The organism is Janthinobacterium violaceinigrum (assembly GCF_009208555.1).
Taxonomy (GTDB): domain Bacteria; phylum Pseudomonadota; class Gammaproteobacteria; order Burkholderiales; family Burkholderiaceae_D; genus Janthinobacterium; species Janthinobacterium violaceinigrum.
On record NZ_WFLI01000010.1, the window covers coordinates 28,221 to 43,332 of the forward strand.

Here is a 15,112-nt window from a genome sequence, read left to right on the forward strand (position 1 = left end):
AAGCAAAAAGGCCGGCCCTTGCGGTGCCGGCCCCTGCTTGCCGATGGCCGTCGGCGCGATCAGCCCGTGTTGCGCAGGCCTGCGGCCACGCCGTTGATCGACAGCTGGATGCCGCGGTGCACGCGCTCGTCGATCCGGCTTTCCGCCGACAGGGCGCGGTTGCGCTTGATCAATTCCACCTGCAAGTGGTTCAGCGGGTCGAGATAGGCAAAGCGGTTCTGGATCGAGCGGGCCAGCAGCGGATTGCCCGCCAGGCGCTCCGTATTGCCGGTGATCAGTTCCAGGCAGCGCAAGGTGTTGCCGTGCTCGTCAGTGATGCGCTTGTAGATGCGTTCGCGCAAGCCCTGGTCCGCCACCAGTTCCGCGTAGCGCGAGGCAATGGCCAGGTCCGTCTTGGCCAGCACCATGTCCATGTTCGACAGCAGCGTGGCAAAGAATGGCCAGCGCGCGTACATGGCGCGCAGGGTGGCGATCTTTTCATCTTTCGTGCCGCCTTCCGCCTCGTTGATCCAGGCCTCGATGGCGCTGCCGAAGCCGAACCAGCCCGGCAGCAGCAAGCGGCACTGGCCCCAGGAAAAGCCCCAGGGAATGGCGCGCAAGTCTTCGATGCGCTGGTTGGCCTTGCGCGAAGCGGGGCGCGAACCGAGGTTCAGCTCGGCGATTTCCGCGATCGGCGTGGCCGAGAAGAAATACTCCGTAAAGCCCGGCGTCTCGTACACGAGGTGGCGGTAAGCGTGGTAGGCCAGGTCCGACAGCTGCGCCATCACGGCTTCGAACTGCGCCAGCTCGCTGGCATGGGCCGGGCTGGCCGCCTGCGGCGCCAGGCTCGCTTCCAGGGTGGCCGCGACCAGCAATTCCAGGTTGCGCCGGCCGATTTCCGCATTGGAAAACTTCGAGGCGATGATCTCGCCCTGTTCCGTCAGGCGGATCTGGCCGTTGACGGTGCCCGGCGGCTGGGCCAGGATGGCTTCGTAGCTGGGTCCGCCGCCGCGGCCCACGGTGCCGCCGCGGCCATGGAACAGGCGCAGCTTGACGCCCGCCTTCTGGAAGTCCGCGACCAGCGCCAGTTCCGCCTTGTACAGTTCCCAGTTCGACGTGAGGAAGCCGCCATCCTTGTTCGAATCGGAATAGCCGAGCATGACTTCCTGCAGCTGTCCCTGCTTGGCGATCAATTGCTGGACCAGCGGCAAGGCCATGAGCTGGCTCATGATGCCGGCCGCGCGCTGCAGGTCCGGTATCGTTTCGAACAGGGGGATGACCATCAGCTCGCAGCGGCTGTCGCCAGTCTGCCAGTCCGTGCGCAGCAAGCCCGTTTCCTTTTGCAGCAGCAGCACTTCCAGCAGGTCGGACACGGTTTCCGTGTGCGAGATGATGTAGTTGCGGATGGCCCGCGCGCCGTAGCGCTGGCGGATGTCGCGCGCCGCGCGCAGGATGGCCAGTTCGGAATCCGTTTCCGTGGCGTAGCTGATGTAGGGCGAGTACAGCAGGCGGGGCTGGGCCAGTTCGCTCAGCAGCAGCGCTTCCTTGTCCGCCTCGGACAGGGCCGTGTAGTCGGCGGCCACGCCGCTTTTGGCGAACAGGTCGGCCAGCACGCGCTCGTGCACGTCGGACGTCTGGCGCATGTCCAGCGAGGCCAGGTGGAAGCCGAAGATGTCGGCCGCGCGCGCCAGCGTGGCCAGGCGGGGGCGCACGAGGGCGGCGCCGTGGTGCGATTCGAGCGAGGCGACGATGGTGCGCAGGTCGGCCACGAACGCGGCCGCGTCAGGATAGGCGGCCGCCGCGCCCACTTCCTTGCGCAGGATGTTGGTGGCGCCCAGGGCGCGCGCGGTGGCGGCCAGGCGCGCATAGATGCCGATCAGGGCGCGGCGGTACGGTTCGTCGCTGCGGTGGGGCGAAGCGTCCGGCGACTGGTCGGCCAGCGCCTGCAGTTCGGCGCTCACGCCCACCATCAGGGTCGAGACGGACAGTTCCGCGCCCAGAGTGTGCACTTCGTCGAGGTAGAAATCGAGGATGGTGGTGGCGTGGCGCGCCAGCGCATGCTGCATGGTGCCCGCATTGACGTTGGGATTGCCGTCGCGGTCGCCGCCGATCCAGCTGCCCATCTGCACGTAGGCGGCATTGATCGGTTCGATGGTGCCGTCGCCGTTCGGGTATTCGGCGGCGATATCGTCCTCGATATCGTCATACAGGCCCGGCAGCTCGCGCAAGAAGGTGATGCGGTAATAGGACAGGGCGTTTTCGATCTCGTCGGCCACCGTCAGCTTCGAGTAGCGCAGCATGCGCGTCTGCCACAGGGTGGCCACGCGCGAGCGCAGCAGCTGCATATTGGCTTGCCGTTCCTTCGGCGTCTGCGGCAGGTCGCGCTCGGCCAGCAGGCGGGCGATGTCGTGTTCGGCGTCGAGGATGCTCTTGCGCTGCACTTCCGTCGGGTGGGCCGTCAGCACGGGAGCGATCAGCGCGTCCTGGAAGAAGGTGTCGACCGTCTTGCGGGGCACGCCGGCCAGGCGCAGTTTTTTCAGCGCGAAGCTGACGCTGCCCTTTTGCGCGGGCGAGCCGGCCAGCAGGTGGGCGCGGCGGCGGCGGATGTGGTGCTGGTCTTCCGCGATATTGGCCAGGTGCGAAAAATAGGAAAAGGCGCGCACGACGGAAATCGTCTGTTCGCGGCTCAGTTCCTTGAGCATGGCGTCGAGTTCCAGCGCGGCGCCCGCGTCCGCTTCGCGGCGGAAGCGCACGGAGGTCTGGCGTATGGTTTCCACCACATTGAAGACGGCGTCGCCTTCCTGTTCGCGCAGCACGTCGCCCAGCAGGCGGCCCAGCAGGCGGATGTCTTCTTTCAGTGGGGCGTCCTTGTCGGAGCCGGCCGCTGGAACTATTTCTGGTGCTACTGCGTCATTGAGCATAATAAAGAACCAAAGTAAGTGTAAAAGCAAGGGAATGAGGATCGCACCGGGCGTTTGGCCGCAGAGGGGAGGGGGCGCATGATAAAATTTGTGGTCTTCAACATGGACGCTAGCCTGACTTGGCCTTCTAGGCTAAGCGATAACGATTATAGCGACGCCAGGCGCCATCCGATACAAAATTGATATCAGACGGGCGAAATGGCAACGATAATGACAACGACAGCCACAGCGAAAGAACTTGTTTTGAAAGCATCCGAATTGACCCCGAACGAATTGCATATTCCTGCCCGCCTGGTGATCGCCACGCGCGAGAGCCGCCTTGCCATGTGGCAAGCTGAACACGTGCGCGCCCGCCTGGCCGCCCTGTATCCGCAGTGTAGCGTTGAAATTCTCGGCATGACCACACGCGGCGACCAGATTCTCGACCGCGCCCTGTCCAAGGTAGGCGGCAAGGGCCTGTTCGTCAAGGAGCTGGAAGTGGCGATGGAAGAAGGCCGCGCCGACCTGGCCGTGCATTCGCTGAAAGACGTGCCGATGGAGTTGCCGGAAGGCTTTGCCCTGGCCGCCATCCTCGAGCGCGAAGACCCGCGCGATGCGTTCGTGTCCAACGATTACGCCAGCCTGGCCGAGTTGCCGCACGGCGCCGTCGTGGGCACCAGCAGCCTGCGCCGCCAGTCGCTGATCGCCGCGCGCTATCCGCACCTGACGATTCTGCCCCTGCGCGGCAACCTCGACACGCGCTTGGGCAAGCTGGACCGTGGCGACTACGCGGCCATCATCCTGGCCGCCGCCGGCCTGAAACGCCTGGGCCTGGCGTCGCGCATCCGCGCCGTGCTGGCGCCGGAAGACAGCCTGCCGGCCGCCGGCCAGGGCGCCATGGCGATCGAGATCCGCGGCGCACGCGCCGACGGCGCCGACCTGACGCGCCTGCTGGCGCCGCTGAACCATACGGCCACGGCGCACGCCGTCACGGCCGAGCGCAAGGTGTCGAAGATCTTCGGCGGCAGCTGCCAGATTCCCCTGGCCGCGTTCGCCACCGTCGACGGCGAACAGATGCGCCTGCGCGCCATGGTCGCCACGCCGGACGGCGCGCGCATGGCCAGCGCCGATGTCAGCGGTGCGGCCGATGCGCCGGAACTGCTGGGCGAACAGGTGGCCGAACTGCTGCGCGGGCAAGATGCCGCCGGCATCCTCGCCTCGTGTGCCGTGACGCCCGACAACCATGAAGGCCTGGCGCCGCATGCCTGACACCGTGGTGATCACGCGGCCCGCGGCGCAAGCGGGGCCGCTGGCGGCCCGGATCGCGGCGCTGGGCTGGCCCGTGACCCTGCTGCCGCTGCTGGAAATTCACGCGCTTGACGGCGCAGACGAGTGCGCGCAGCTGCAAGCCGTGCTGGCCCGCCTGCGCGACTATGACCTGGTGGCGTTCGTTTCGCCCAACGCCATCGACTGCGTCTTTGCCCACCTGCCCGCCTGGCCGGCCGGCCTGCCGCTGGCCGTGGTGGGCGAGGGCAGCCGTCTGGCGCTGGCCGCCCACGGCGTCACGGACGCGAATGCGGCCATCACGAGTCCGCTGGATACGGCGCGCAGCGATTCCGAACACCTGTTATTGGCGCTGGACTTGCCGGCCCTGCACGGCAAGCGCGTGCTGATCGTGCGCGGCGATGGCGGACGCGATTACCTGGCCGACGGCTTGCGCGCGGCCGGTGCCAGTGTCGAGTTCGTCACCGCCTACCGGCGCAAGGTGCCGAGGCTGACCCCCGCCTTGCGGGCGACCCTGGAAAACCTGTTGCAGCATAATAACGACTGGATCATCACCAGCTCGGAAGCGCTGCGCGGCTTGCTGGCGCTGCTCGAGGAATTGGATGGCAAAAAGATAGCTGTTGCGAAAATGCAACAGCAGCATCTGATCGTGCCGCACGCCCGCATTGCACAAACGGCGGCGGCCTTGGGTTTTGCCCGTGTCACCCTGACAGGATCAGGCGACGCAGGAGTGCTCGCCGCGTTACAATCACGACCATGAACGAAATGCCTACACTCTCCGAACCGAATGCAACGCCTGGCAGCGCCGTGAAGACGGCGCCGCAGGCGGCCGACCAACCCGCTGGCCGTGCGCCGACCCTGCTCGAACAGCTGCAAAAGCCCATGAGCATTGCCGTCATCGTGCTGGCCGTGCTGCTGGCTGCGCAAAGCTGGTCGACCAGCAAGCAGATCCGCAACCTGCGCGAAGAAGTGGCCAAGCGCCTGCAAAAAGGCGATGTCAGCAATGCCGAAACGGGCGTGCTGGCGCGCAACGTGCAAGAAGGCACGAAAGAGCTGCAAATCAAGGTGGGCGCGCTGGAAAACCGCCAGAGCGAAACGCAAAGCCAGCAGCTGGCGCTTGAGCAACTGTATAACGACCTGTCGAAGAACCGCGACGAGTGGGCGCTGACGGAAATCGAGCAAGTGCTGTCGACGGCCAGCCAGCAGCTGCAACTGGCCGGCAACGTGCCCGGCGCGCTGATCGCCCTGCAAAACGCGGACCGCAGCCTGTCGCGCTCCGACAAGCCGCAATTCATCACCATCCGCCGCGCCATCGGCCGCGACATGGAAAAACTCAAGGCCCTGCCCAGCGTCGATTCGACGGGCGTGGCCCTGCGCCTCGATGCCGTGATCGCCCAGATCGACTCGCTGCCGATGCTGTCCGATGAAACGCCGGCCTTGCCGGCCGCACCGGAAAAACCGGGCAAGGCCAAGGCCAAGCCGGCGCGCGATGCTAGCGGCAAGCTGGTGGGACCGCCGGAGCCGGAACCGCTGCTGCAAAGAGTACGCGACGGCTTCAATACGTGGAGCGGCGACATGTGGAGCGATGTGCGTCAATTGATCCGCATCCGCCGCGTCGATACGCCGGAAGCGCTGATGCTGTCGCCGACGCAATCGTATTTCTTGCGCGAAAACGTCAAGCTGCGCCTGCTCAATGCCCGCATGGCCTTGTTGTCGCGTAATGAAACGGCGTTCCGCAACGACTTGATCGCTGCCCAGGATGCGCTGGCCAAGTATTTCGATACGCGCGCCAAGAGCACGCAGACGGCGCAAGCGCTGCTGCGCCAGGTGCAGGCCAGCAACCTGGCCATCGAAATGCCAACCTTGTCCGACAGCCTGACGGCTGTGCGCAACTACAAAGCGAAGTCCTGAGCCCATGCGTCTATTTCTCTGGTTACTCGCCCTGATGGCCGCGGCGATCGGTATCGCCGTGACGGCCCGTTTCAACCCCGGCAACGTGGTGCTGTTCTATCCGCCATACCGCATCGACCTGTCGCTGAACTTCTTCCTGTTGATGCAGGTCGTGCTGTTCGTGCTGCTGTACCTGCTGGTGCGCGCCGTGCGCGCCACCGTGCGCATGCCGGCGCAAGTGGCGGCCTACCGCCGGCGCAAGCGTGAGCGCGATGGCAACAAGGGCTTGCGCGAAGCCTTGAAAGCCCTGTTCGAAGGGCGTTTCGGCCATGCGGAAAAAGCCGCCTTGCGCGCCGCCGAACTGGAAGAAAATGCGGGCCTGGCCGCGCTGATCGGCGCGCGCGCCGCGCATCGCATGCGCCAGTCCGAACGCCGCGACAGCTGGCTGGCCCGCGTCGAGGACGACGCCAGCCTGAAGACGGCCCGGTTGATGACGGTGACGGAATTGCTGGTCGACGACCACCAGCCGGAAGCGGCGCTGGCCGCCGTGCGCGAACTCAACGCCAGCGGCACGCGCCACATCCACGCGCTGCAATGGTCGCTCAAGGCCGAGCAGCAGGCGAAGAACTGGCCGGAAGTGCTGCGTCTCGTGCGCTCGCTGGACAAGCACCGCGCCCTGCATCCGGCCCTGTCGTCGCGCCTGCGCGAGCTGGCCTACGACCATTTGCTGTCCGACCCGTCGCATGACGCCGAATCGCTGATGCGCGTCTGGTCCACCGTGCCCAGCGCGGACAGGGTCAAGCCGTATATCGCCTGCCGCGCCGCCACGGCCCTGAATGCGCGCGGCCTGCACGACGAAGCGCGCCTCGTGTGCGAAGAGTCGCTGGCCGCCGACTGGGACGAGCGCGTCGTGCGCGCTTACCGCGAAGCGGCGGCGCCAGCCGGCACGCCGGCCCTGCTGCTGCAGATCGAACATTGCGAGCAATGGATGAAGCAGCGTCCGCTGGATGCGGAACTGGCGCTGACCCTGGGCACCTTGTGCCTCAAGCAAAAGCTGTGGGGCAAGGCCCAGCGCCACCTGGAACAGGCGCTGTCCGACGCGAACGAGCCGCAAATGGTGCGCGACGCCCACCTGAAGCTGGCGCAGATGCACGATGCCTTGCAGCAGACGGAACAGGCCGCCGCCCATTACCGGCAGTGCGCGCTGGCCACCATCCTGTAAGCCGTTTTATCAGCCAATTCGCCAGACGTAAAAAAGCCGTTCAGTGCAGACTGAACGGCTTTTTTTATGCGCACGCCATGGCGGCGTGCGCTGCTTTACTTCTTCTGGCTTACTTCTTCGCTGCGGCAGTACCTTCCGGCAAGGCATACGCGATCAGGGTGTCGCTCATCTTCGTGCCCAGCGAACCGTGGCCGCCGGCCATGACGACGACGAACTGGCGTCCCGACTTGTTCGACACATAGCTCATCGGCGTAGCCTGGCCGCCTGCCGGCAAGCGGGCTTTCCAGATCACCTTGCCGTTGCTGACGTCGTAGCCGCGGATGTAGTAGTCGAGCGTGCTGCTGAGGAAGGTCACGCCGCCACCCGTGGTGACCATGCCGCCCAGGCTGGGCACGCCCAGCGGCAAGGGGATCGGCACGGGACCGCTGTCGCGCGTGGTGCCGTTCTTGTGCATCCACACTTTTTTCATGGTGCGCAGGTCGACGGCGGCCACATAGCCCCACGGCGGTGCCTGGCATGGGAAGCCCAGCGGCGACAAGAATGCCTTGATTTCCACGGCGAACGGTACGCCCGTCTGCGGCTGCAAGCCCATTTCGCCGCCCGTACCGCCCTTGGCCGTCGTTTCCGCGCGCGGCACGAGTTTTTCCAGGAAGCCCATGTAGTCAGGGTTGACGATCAACAACTGGCGCACGGGGTCGATGGCTGCGCCGCCCCATTCGAAGATGCCCAGCGGGCCCGGCGAGATGACGGCGCCCTTGCCCGCCGTTTGCGGCGTGAACGGGCCTTCATAGCGGCGTTCCTTGAAGATGATGCGGCAGGCGAGCTGGTCGAACGGCGTCGTGCCCCACATGTCCGCTTCGCTGATATTGCGCTCAGGCAGGAAGGTGAGGGCCGAGAACGGCTGCGTGGGCGACAGGGTGTCGCCAGCGGCAGGATTGCTCGTTGGCACGGGTTTTTCCGGCGCCGGCACCACCAGGCTGCCGTCGCGGCGGTCGATCACGTAGATGTCGCCCCGTTTTGTCGTGGCCACCACGGACGGTACCTTGCCTTTTGGCGTGTCGATGTCGACCAGGCTGGGCTGGCCGCCGATGTCCATGTCCCAGATATCGTGGTGCACGGTCTGGTAGACCCAGCGCACCTTGCCCGTCGCCAGGTCCAGCGCGACGATGGCGCTGTTGAATTTCTCGCCATTCTTGTTGCGGTTACCGCCCCAGGTATCGGGGGTTTCATTGCCCATCGGAATGTAGACCATGCCCAGCTTTTCATCGATGCTGGCCACGCCCCACGAATTGGGCGAGTTGTTGGTGTAGTTCTTGCCTTCAGGGAAGGGCTGCGTATCTTCCGGCGTGGCCGGGTCCCAGTTCCACAGCAGCTTGCCCGTGACGGGATCGTAGCCGCGGATCACGCCCGAAGGCTCTTCCGTCGAGTGGTTGTCCGTCACGCTGGCGGCGATCACGGCCACGTTTTGCGCCACGGCCGGCGGCGAGGTGGGCATCAGGAAACCGCGCTTGATCATGGCCATGTTTTTATACAGGTTGACGACGCCGTTGTTGCCAAAGCTCTTGCACGACTCGCCCGTATCGGCGTTGACGGCGATCATGGTGCCATCCATGGTGGGTGCCAGGATGCGGCGCGGGCATTCCATGCTGGCGGCCTCGGGGGCAGGGTTGTTCTTCGCGCGGCCCGCGTTGACGTCCCAGTAGGCGACACCGCGGCAGATCATGTGCTGGTAGCTGGCCGCATCGCGGTTGATCTTCGGATCGTGGCGCCAGAGCTCCTTGCCCGTGTCCGGGTTCAGGGCGATGACGATATTGTGCGGCGTGCACAGGTACAGCATGTCGTTGACCTTCAGCGGCGTGACTTCATTGGCGATTTCGCCCGGGTCGTTGGGGCCCTTGAAGTCGCCCGTGTGGTAGGTCCAGGCCTCTTTCAGGCCGGAAATATTGGCGGGCGTGATCTGCGCGGCAGGCGCGTAGCGGTCGCCATAGCCGGAGCGGCCATAGGCGGACCAGTCGTTGTGCTCGACGCCGGGCGCCAGGTCGCCGGTGGCCGTGGCGGCCATGTTCTCGGCCGGCACGTCGCCATGCAGGTCATGGTAGTCCTGGAACAGGGCGATGACGCCGGCGATGACGGTCAGGGCCACCGCGGCGGACAGGGCCGTCTTGCCGGCCGACGGCTGTTTCGCTGCGGCGGGTGGCGCCAGGCGGCGGCTGACGAAGGGCAGCAGCAGCCAGACGGCGGCGGCAAACCAGATGTCGAGGCGCGGCAGCAATTGCCACCAGTCGAATTTCACTTCAATGAGGGACCAGACCAGGGTGGCGAACAGCAGCAGCGCCATGAACGGTTGCGCGCTGCGCTTGCCCTGGAACACCAATACGCCGGCCACGAGCATGCCGATGCCGGCCAGCAAGTAGTACCAGGAGCCGCCAAGACTGGCCAGCCAGATGCCGCCGCCCAGCAGGGCGAGGCCAAGCAGAATGAAAATAACGCCGGTGACCTTTAATAAAGGACCGGGCCGGAAAGAGGGAATCATCATATTCCTTTTTGCAAGGATTTATCGGTGGCGCCTGGGTGGCGCCATATTGAATTCAGGGAAGGCGTCGATTGCAGAATATACAAAGTTTGGAATCACCAGAATGTGACAGTTTATCAGAATTGATGATTATCTTCCGGTCGTGCCATTTTTTGGCAGGCACGCCATTTGAATCAAATAAATGCTTCAAATAAGCGCAAATATTATGCTGGATCAGGGGCTTGCGGGGCTGGAAGGCAGGCGGGGCGGCGATGTTTGGAGAGTGGCGCAATAATGGGAGTGGATTGCGGAGCGGGCCATAATAAATCTGTTGTTATAAGTGGCTGCAAAAAATGCAATGCCAATTATAATAACCACGTTTATCGAGCGGGAATATTCAAATGGAAATATGCAGGGGTTTTCCGTATTAATTAAGATGTATGCGTAGTATTGCTTAGGTGTTTATGCTTATTATTTCCTGTGCCTTGTTTATTCTCTCGCCAGGCAGGCGCGGCGGCCGGGAAAGGCAAATGGGCGGCAGGCTGCGCGCGTTGGGCTATGGTCCATGGCACTGTTGCTGGCGTGATGCGCAAAACGCCGGCGGGCCGCTGCTGCATCGCACAAGCTGCCTGTACTTCGCTATAATTGCGCGGTTAAAACACAATCCGCTAATGAGGAACCCCATGAGTTTGAATAACGTCTCTTCCGGCCGCGATCTGCCGAACGATTTCAACGTCGTCATCGAAATCCCGATGAACGCCGATCCGATCAAGTACGAAGTCGACAAGGAAAGCGGCGCGATCTTCGTCGATCGCTTCATGGGTACCGCCATGCATTACCCGTGCAACTACGGCTACGTGCCGAACACCCTGTCGCCCGATGGCGACCCGGTCGACGTGCTGGTCATCACCCCGTTCCCGCTGATCCCTGGCGTGGTCGTGCGCTGCCGTCCTATCGGCGTGCTGAAAATGACCGACGAGTCGGGCGAAGACGCGAAAGTGCTGGCCGTGCCAGTCGACAAGGTCCTGTCGATCTACAGCCACTGGCAAAAGCCGGAAGACTTGAACGAACTGCGCCTGCGCCAGATCCAGCATTTCTTCGAGCACTACAAAGATCTGGAAAAAGGCAAATGGGTCAAGATCGACGGCTGGTATGGTCCTGAAGTCGCCAAGGAAGAAATCCTCGGCGGCGTCGCCGCCTACAAGGCAGATGCTGAGAAAGCCGCTTCCTAAGTAATCCCCCGCGCGGAACACGGCGGCTTGCCGCCCGTTTCCTGCCGTGTGCGAGTAAAAAACGCCCCCTGCTATGATGGCCGGAGGCGTTTTTTTTTTTGCCGACAACATCAGGCTTCCGATGGCTGAAGCTGTTTGAGTGCGTCTAATTTGTTGTCAAAAATTCAATTTCGCAATAATTAAGGGGAGGTGATATGTATTCTGAGCATTTATTGATGCGTTCCTGGTGGGTGCTGGCCCTGCGTGGCCTGGCGGCGCTCGCCTTTGGCGCGATCACCCTGGCCTGGCCCGGCGTGACGGTGTTGTCGCTGCTGATGGTGTTTGCCGCGTATGCGCTGCTCGGCGGCGGCGTGTCCGTCGTCGGCGCGTTCAGCAACCGCAAGCATGGCGGCGACTGGTGGGCCTTGCTGCTGCTGGGCATCTGCGGCCTGGCCGTCGGTATCCTGACCATCGTCTACCCGCTGCTGACGACGTTTGCCTTGATCGTCATGATCGGCGTCAATGCCCTCGTGTCGGGCGTGTTCGATATCGTGCTGGCGATCCGTTTGCGCAAGGTCATCCATGGTGAATGGCTGCTGGTGCTCAATGCCGTCATTTCCATCCTGTTCGGCATCCTGATCCTCGTCTTCCCCGCGGCCGGCACGTTTGCCCTCGTGTGGATGATCGGCGTGTATGCCTTGCTGACGGGTATCTTGCTGCTGACCTTGGCGTGGCGCGCGTACAAGCTGAAAAAGGACGGCGCCTTCGGCAGCCATTCCGGCCGCTCGGCCGCCTGATCCCGCTTGCGTGTCCGCGAGCGCTCCCCGCCAGCCGGCCGGGAGCGCTTTTGCTTTCAGGGCGCCGTTGCGGCGCGAAACGGGCTGTGCTCGTTCAATTCATCGAGGTAGGCATCGATGCCGCCCCGTTCCCGTTCGAGGAAGCGCTGCACGGCGTCGGCAAAGGCCGGGTGCGCCAGCCAGTGGGCGGACCAGGTCTTTTGCGGCAGGAAGCCCCGCGCCATCTTGTGCTCTCCTTGCGCGCCCCCTTCGAAGGTGGCGATGCCGTTGGCGATGCAAAACTCCAGCGGCTGGTAATACGCCGTCTCGAAATGCAGGCAGGGCACGTGCTCGAGCGCGCCCCAGTAGCGGCCATACAGGGTGTCGTCCGTGTGGATCACGAGCGAGGCGGCAATGGCCCGGCCTTCGCGCTCGGCGATCACCAGTAAAATGTTCTGCGGCATGGTGGCGCCGATGCGGCGGAAGAAGTCCAGCGACAGATAGGGCGAGGACCGGTGTTCCGCATAGGTATTGCTGTAGCAGCGGTGGAACAGCTTCCAGTCGGCATCCGTCGCCTCCACCCCGCGCACCTGGCGCATGACGACGCCCGCTTCCTGCACCTTGCGCCGCTCGGCACGGATATTCTTGCGCTTCTTGTGTTCCAGGGTGGCCAGGAATTGCTCGAAATCCGTGTAGCCGGGATTGAGCCAGTGAAACTGCACGCCACTACGCATCAAATAGCCGGCTTCCGCCAGCTGGCGCGCCTCGCTTTCCGGCGGGAACAGGATGTGGCAGGACGACACCTCGGCCGCTTGCTGTTGCGCCTGCAGGAAGGCCAGCAGGGCGGCGCGCGCCTGGCCATTGCGGGCCAGCAAGCGCGTGCCGCTGACGGGCGTAAATGGTATCGCGGACAATAGTTTCGGGTAATATTCAAGGCCATGCTGCTGATAGGCATCGGCCCAGGCCCAGTCGAACACGTATTCGCCATACGAGTGCTGCTTCAGGTACAGGGGCAGGGCGGCGGCCAGGGTCTCGCCTTGCCACAGTGCCAGGTAATTCGGTTGCCAGCCCGTGTCGGCGCTGGCGCAGCCGGACTCGTGCAGCGCGTGCAGAAAGGCGTAGGAAAGGAAGGGATTGACCTCCGCCTTGGCCTCCGCCTGGCTTGCCAGCAGTTCAGACCAGGCCGCTTCGCCAATTTCAGCCAGGGTCGAGACGATAGCCGTGCGATAATTCATTGTTGTAGTGTGCATTCATCACTCTCGGGGCGCCACCACCGGCCTGCGCGCCCCTGTCTTGTTCTTGTTTAATAAAATTAATAAAACGAAATTTCCACCATCATGACAGTCAAAGTCGCAATTGCTCAAATGAATAGTACGGTCGGCGATCTGGCCGGCAACCGTGCCAAGATCTTCGACCTTTCCCGCCGCGCCTTTGAAGCGGGCGCCGATATCGTGCTCACGCCGGAACTGTCGCTGGTCGGCTATCCACCCGAGGACCTGCTGCTGCGCAATGCATTCTACGCAAAAACGCAGGAAGCGTTTGCGGGGCTGGCCGCCGATCTTGCCCAGTTCAAGGATTTGCACGTGGTGGTGGGCTTGCCCCTGCAAGATGAAAAGGGCGTGCGCCACAATGCCGCCTCCGTGCTGCTGAACGGCGAAGTGCTGGGCACCTACCGCAAGCACGATTTGCCGAACACGACCGTGTTCGATGAAAAACGTTACTTTACCTCGTCCGACCAGGCGTTCGTGTTTGGCGTGAAGGGCGTGCGTTTCGGCATCAATATCTGCGAAGACACGTGGTTCGAGCATGCGCCCATGCGCGCCCGCGCCGCTGGCGCGCAAGTGCTGCTGGTGCCGAATGGCTCGCCCTACCATATGAACAAGCAGCATTTGCGCTATGAAACCATGCGCCAGAACGTCAGCGCGCAAGGCATGGCGCTCGTGTACGCCAACCTGGTGGGTGGCCAGGATGAGCTGATCTTCGATGGCGACTCGTTTGTCATGGATGCGGCCGGCACGATCTGCGCCCAGCTGCGCCATTTCGAGGAAGACTTGCAACTGGTCGAGTTCGACGGCGCCACGCCCGTGCCGCAGGCGCTGGCTGCGCCGCTGACGACGGAAGCGCAGGTGTACCAGGCGCTGGTGCTGGGCGTGCGCGACTACATCGGCAAGAACGGCTTCCCCGGCGTGCTGATCGGCATGTCGGGCGGCGTCGATTCCGCCCTGACCTTGGCCATCGCCGTCGATGCGCTGGGCGCCGACAAGGTGCGCGCCGTCATGATGCCGTCGCAATTTACGGCCGATATCTCGTGGATCGACTCGCGCGACATGGTAAAACGCCTCAATGTGCGCTACGATGAAATTCCGATCAAGCAAACCTTCGACGCTTTCCGCGCCACCCTGGCCGGCGAGTTCGCGGGGCTGGCGGAAGACGCGACGGAAGAAAACATCCAGGCCCGCATCCGCGGCACCTTGCTGATGGCCCTGTCGAACAAGCATGGCAGCATCGTGCTGACGACGGGCAACAAGAGCGAGATGGCCGTCGGCTATTGCACCCTGTACGGCGACATGGCAGGCGGCTTTGCCGTCATCAAGGATATCGCCAAGACCCTCGTGTACCGCCTGTGCGCGTACCGCAACGGGGTGTCGGAGGTGATACCCGAGCGCATCTTGACGCGGGGACCGTCGGCCGAATTGCGCGCCGACCAGCTGGACCAGGATTCCTTGCCGCCGTATGACGTGCTCGACGGCATCATGCAGCTGTACATGGAAGAAAACCGGCCGATCGCCGACATTATCGAGGCTGGCTACCCGCCGGCCGACGTGGCGAAAATCACGCGCCTGATCAAGATCAATGAATACAAGCGGCGCCAGTCGCCGGTGGGCATCCGCGTCACGCACCGTGGCTTTGGCCGCGACTGGCGTTACCCCATCACGTCGAAGTTTTACGAATAAGCAGCCATCTGTCCACAATCCAACAATTTTAAGGAGTAGCCATGAAACAGATTACCGCCATCATCAAACCATTCAAGCTCGACGAAGTACGCGAGGCTTTGGCCGATGTGAACGTGACGGGCTTGACCGTGACGGAAGTGAAGGGCTTTGGCCGCCAGAAGGGCCATACCGAGCTGTACCGTGGCGCCGAGTACGTGGTCGACTTCTTGCCGAAAGTTAAAGTCGAAGTGGTGGTGGACGACAGCGTGTCGGAACTGGTGGTCGACGCCATCATCAAGGCTGCCCGCACGGGCAAGATCGGCGATGGCAAGATCTTCGTGCGCGACGTGGAGCAGGTCATCCGCATCCGCACGGGCGAGACCGGCCCCGACGCGGTGTAAGTGT

General features: G+C 63.5%; 11 protein-coding genes. 8 read left to right on the forward strand and 3 right to left on the reverse strand.

Annotation, left to right across the window (positions count from 1 at the left end; genetic code table 11):
- Positions 1-59: 59 nt before the first annotated feature.
- Complete coding sequence (gene ppc, locus GCN75_RS10790) at positions 60-2,900, reverse strand: phosphoenolpyruvate carboxylase (protein WP_152282534.1); 2,841 nt, start codon at positions 2,898-2,900, stop codon at positions 60-62.
- A 243-nt stretch (positions 2,901-3,143) separates the two neighbouring features.
- Here ppc and hemC point away from each other — a divergent pair, with 243 nt between their 5' ends.
- From hemC to GCN75_RS10810, 4 genes are read left to right on the forward strand one after another with little or no spacing between them, the layout of a single operon-like run.
- Complete coding sequence (gene hemC / locus GCN75_RS10795; protein WP_152282535.1) at positions 3,144-4,148, forward strand: hydroxymethylbilane synthase; 1,005 nt, start codon at positions 3,144-3,146, stop codon at positions 4,146-4,148.
- Positions 4,141-4,923 (forward strand): uroporphyrinogen-III synthase, encoded by a 783-nt coding sequence (locus tag GCN75_RS10800; RefSeq protein WP_152282536.1) that lies wholly within the window; start codon positions 4,141-4,143, stop codon positions 4,921-4,923. The genes hemC and GCN75_RS10800 overlap by 8 nt, the downstream gene beginning before the upstream one ends.
- The gene (locus GCN75_RS10805) at positions 4,920-6,074 is read left to right on the forward strand and encodes a uroporphyrinogen-III C-methyltransferase (protein WP_152282537.1); all 1,155 of its coding nucleotides are present in this window, start codon (positions 4,920-4,922) and stop codon (positions 6,072-6,074) included. The genes GCN75_RS10800 and GCN75_RS10805 overlap by 4 nt, the downstream gene beginning before the upstream one ends.
- A gap of 4 nt (positions 6,075-6,078) precedes the next feature.
- The gene (locus tag GCN75_RS10810) at positions 6,079-7,275 is read left to right on the forward strand and encodes a heme biosynthesis protein HemY (RefSeq protein WP_152282538.1); all 1,197 of its coding nucleotides are present in this window, start codon (positions 6,079-6,081) and stop codon (positions 7,273-7,275) included.
- 109 nt (positions 7,276-7,384) lie between these two features.
- Here GCN75_RS10810 and GCN75_RS10815 read toward each other — a convergent pair whose 3' ends face one another.
- Positions 7,385-9,811 (reverse strand): membrane-bound PQQ-dependent dehydrogenase, glucose/quinate/shikimate family, encoded by a 2,427-nt coding sequence (locus GCN75_RS10815; protein ID WP_193317456.1) that lies wholly within the window; start codon positions 9,809-9,811, stop codon positions 7,385-7,387.
- A 659-nt stretch (positions 9,812-10,470) separates the two neighbouring features.
- Between GCN75_RS10815 and ppa the strand changes: the two genes are divergently transcribed.
- Both ppa and GCN75_RS10825 read left to right on the forward strand, forming a co-directional pair.
- A complete protein-coding gene (gene ppa / locus GCN75_RS10820) occupies positions 10,471-11,019 on the forward strand; it encodes an inorganic diphosphatase (RefSeq protein WP_071324543.1) in 549 nt (182 codons plus the stop codon).
- Positions 11,020-11,234: 215 nt separating this feature from the next.
- Positions 11,235-11,795 carry an HdeD family acid-resistance protein gene (locus GCN75_RS10825; RefSeq protein WP_152282540.1) on the forward strand — a complete coding sequence of 187 codons (561 nt, stop codon included), beginning with the start codon at positions 11,235-11,237 and terminating at the stop codon, positions 11,793-11,795.
- A gap of 56 nt (positions 11,796-11,851) precedes the next feature.
- On the opposite strand, the gene GCN75_RS10830 is transcribed toward GCN75_RS10825, so the two are convergent.
- The gene (locus tag GCN75_RS10830) at positions 11,852-13,009 is read right to left on the reverse strand and encodes a GNAT family N-acetyltransferase (protein ID WP_152282640.1); all 1,158 of its coding nucleotides are present in this window, start codon (positions 13,007-13,009) and stop codon (positions 11,852-11,854) included.
- A 102-nt stretch (positions 13,010-13,111) separates the two neighbouring features.
- Between GCN75_RS10830 and GCN75_RS10835 the strand changes: the two genes are divergently transcribed.
- Both GCN75_RS10835 and GCN75_RS10840 read left to right on the forward strand, forming a co-directional pair.
- Positions 13,112-14,728, forward strand: a complete 1,617-nt coding sequence (locus GCN75_RS10835; RefSeq protein ID WP_152282541.1) for an NAD+ synthase — start codon at positions 13,112-13,114, stop codon at positions 14,726-14,728.
- A 41-nt stretch (positions 14,729-14,769) separates the two neighbouring features.
- Positions 14,770-15,108 carry a P-II family nitrogen regulator gene (locus GCN75_RS10840; RefSeq protein ID WP_034758685.1) on the forward strand — a complete coding sequence of 113 codons (339 nt, stop codon included), beginning with the start codon at positions 14,770-14,772 and terminating at the stop codon, positions 15,106-15,108.
- The last annotated feature ends 4 nt before the right edge of the window (positions 15,109-15,112 follow it).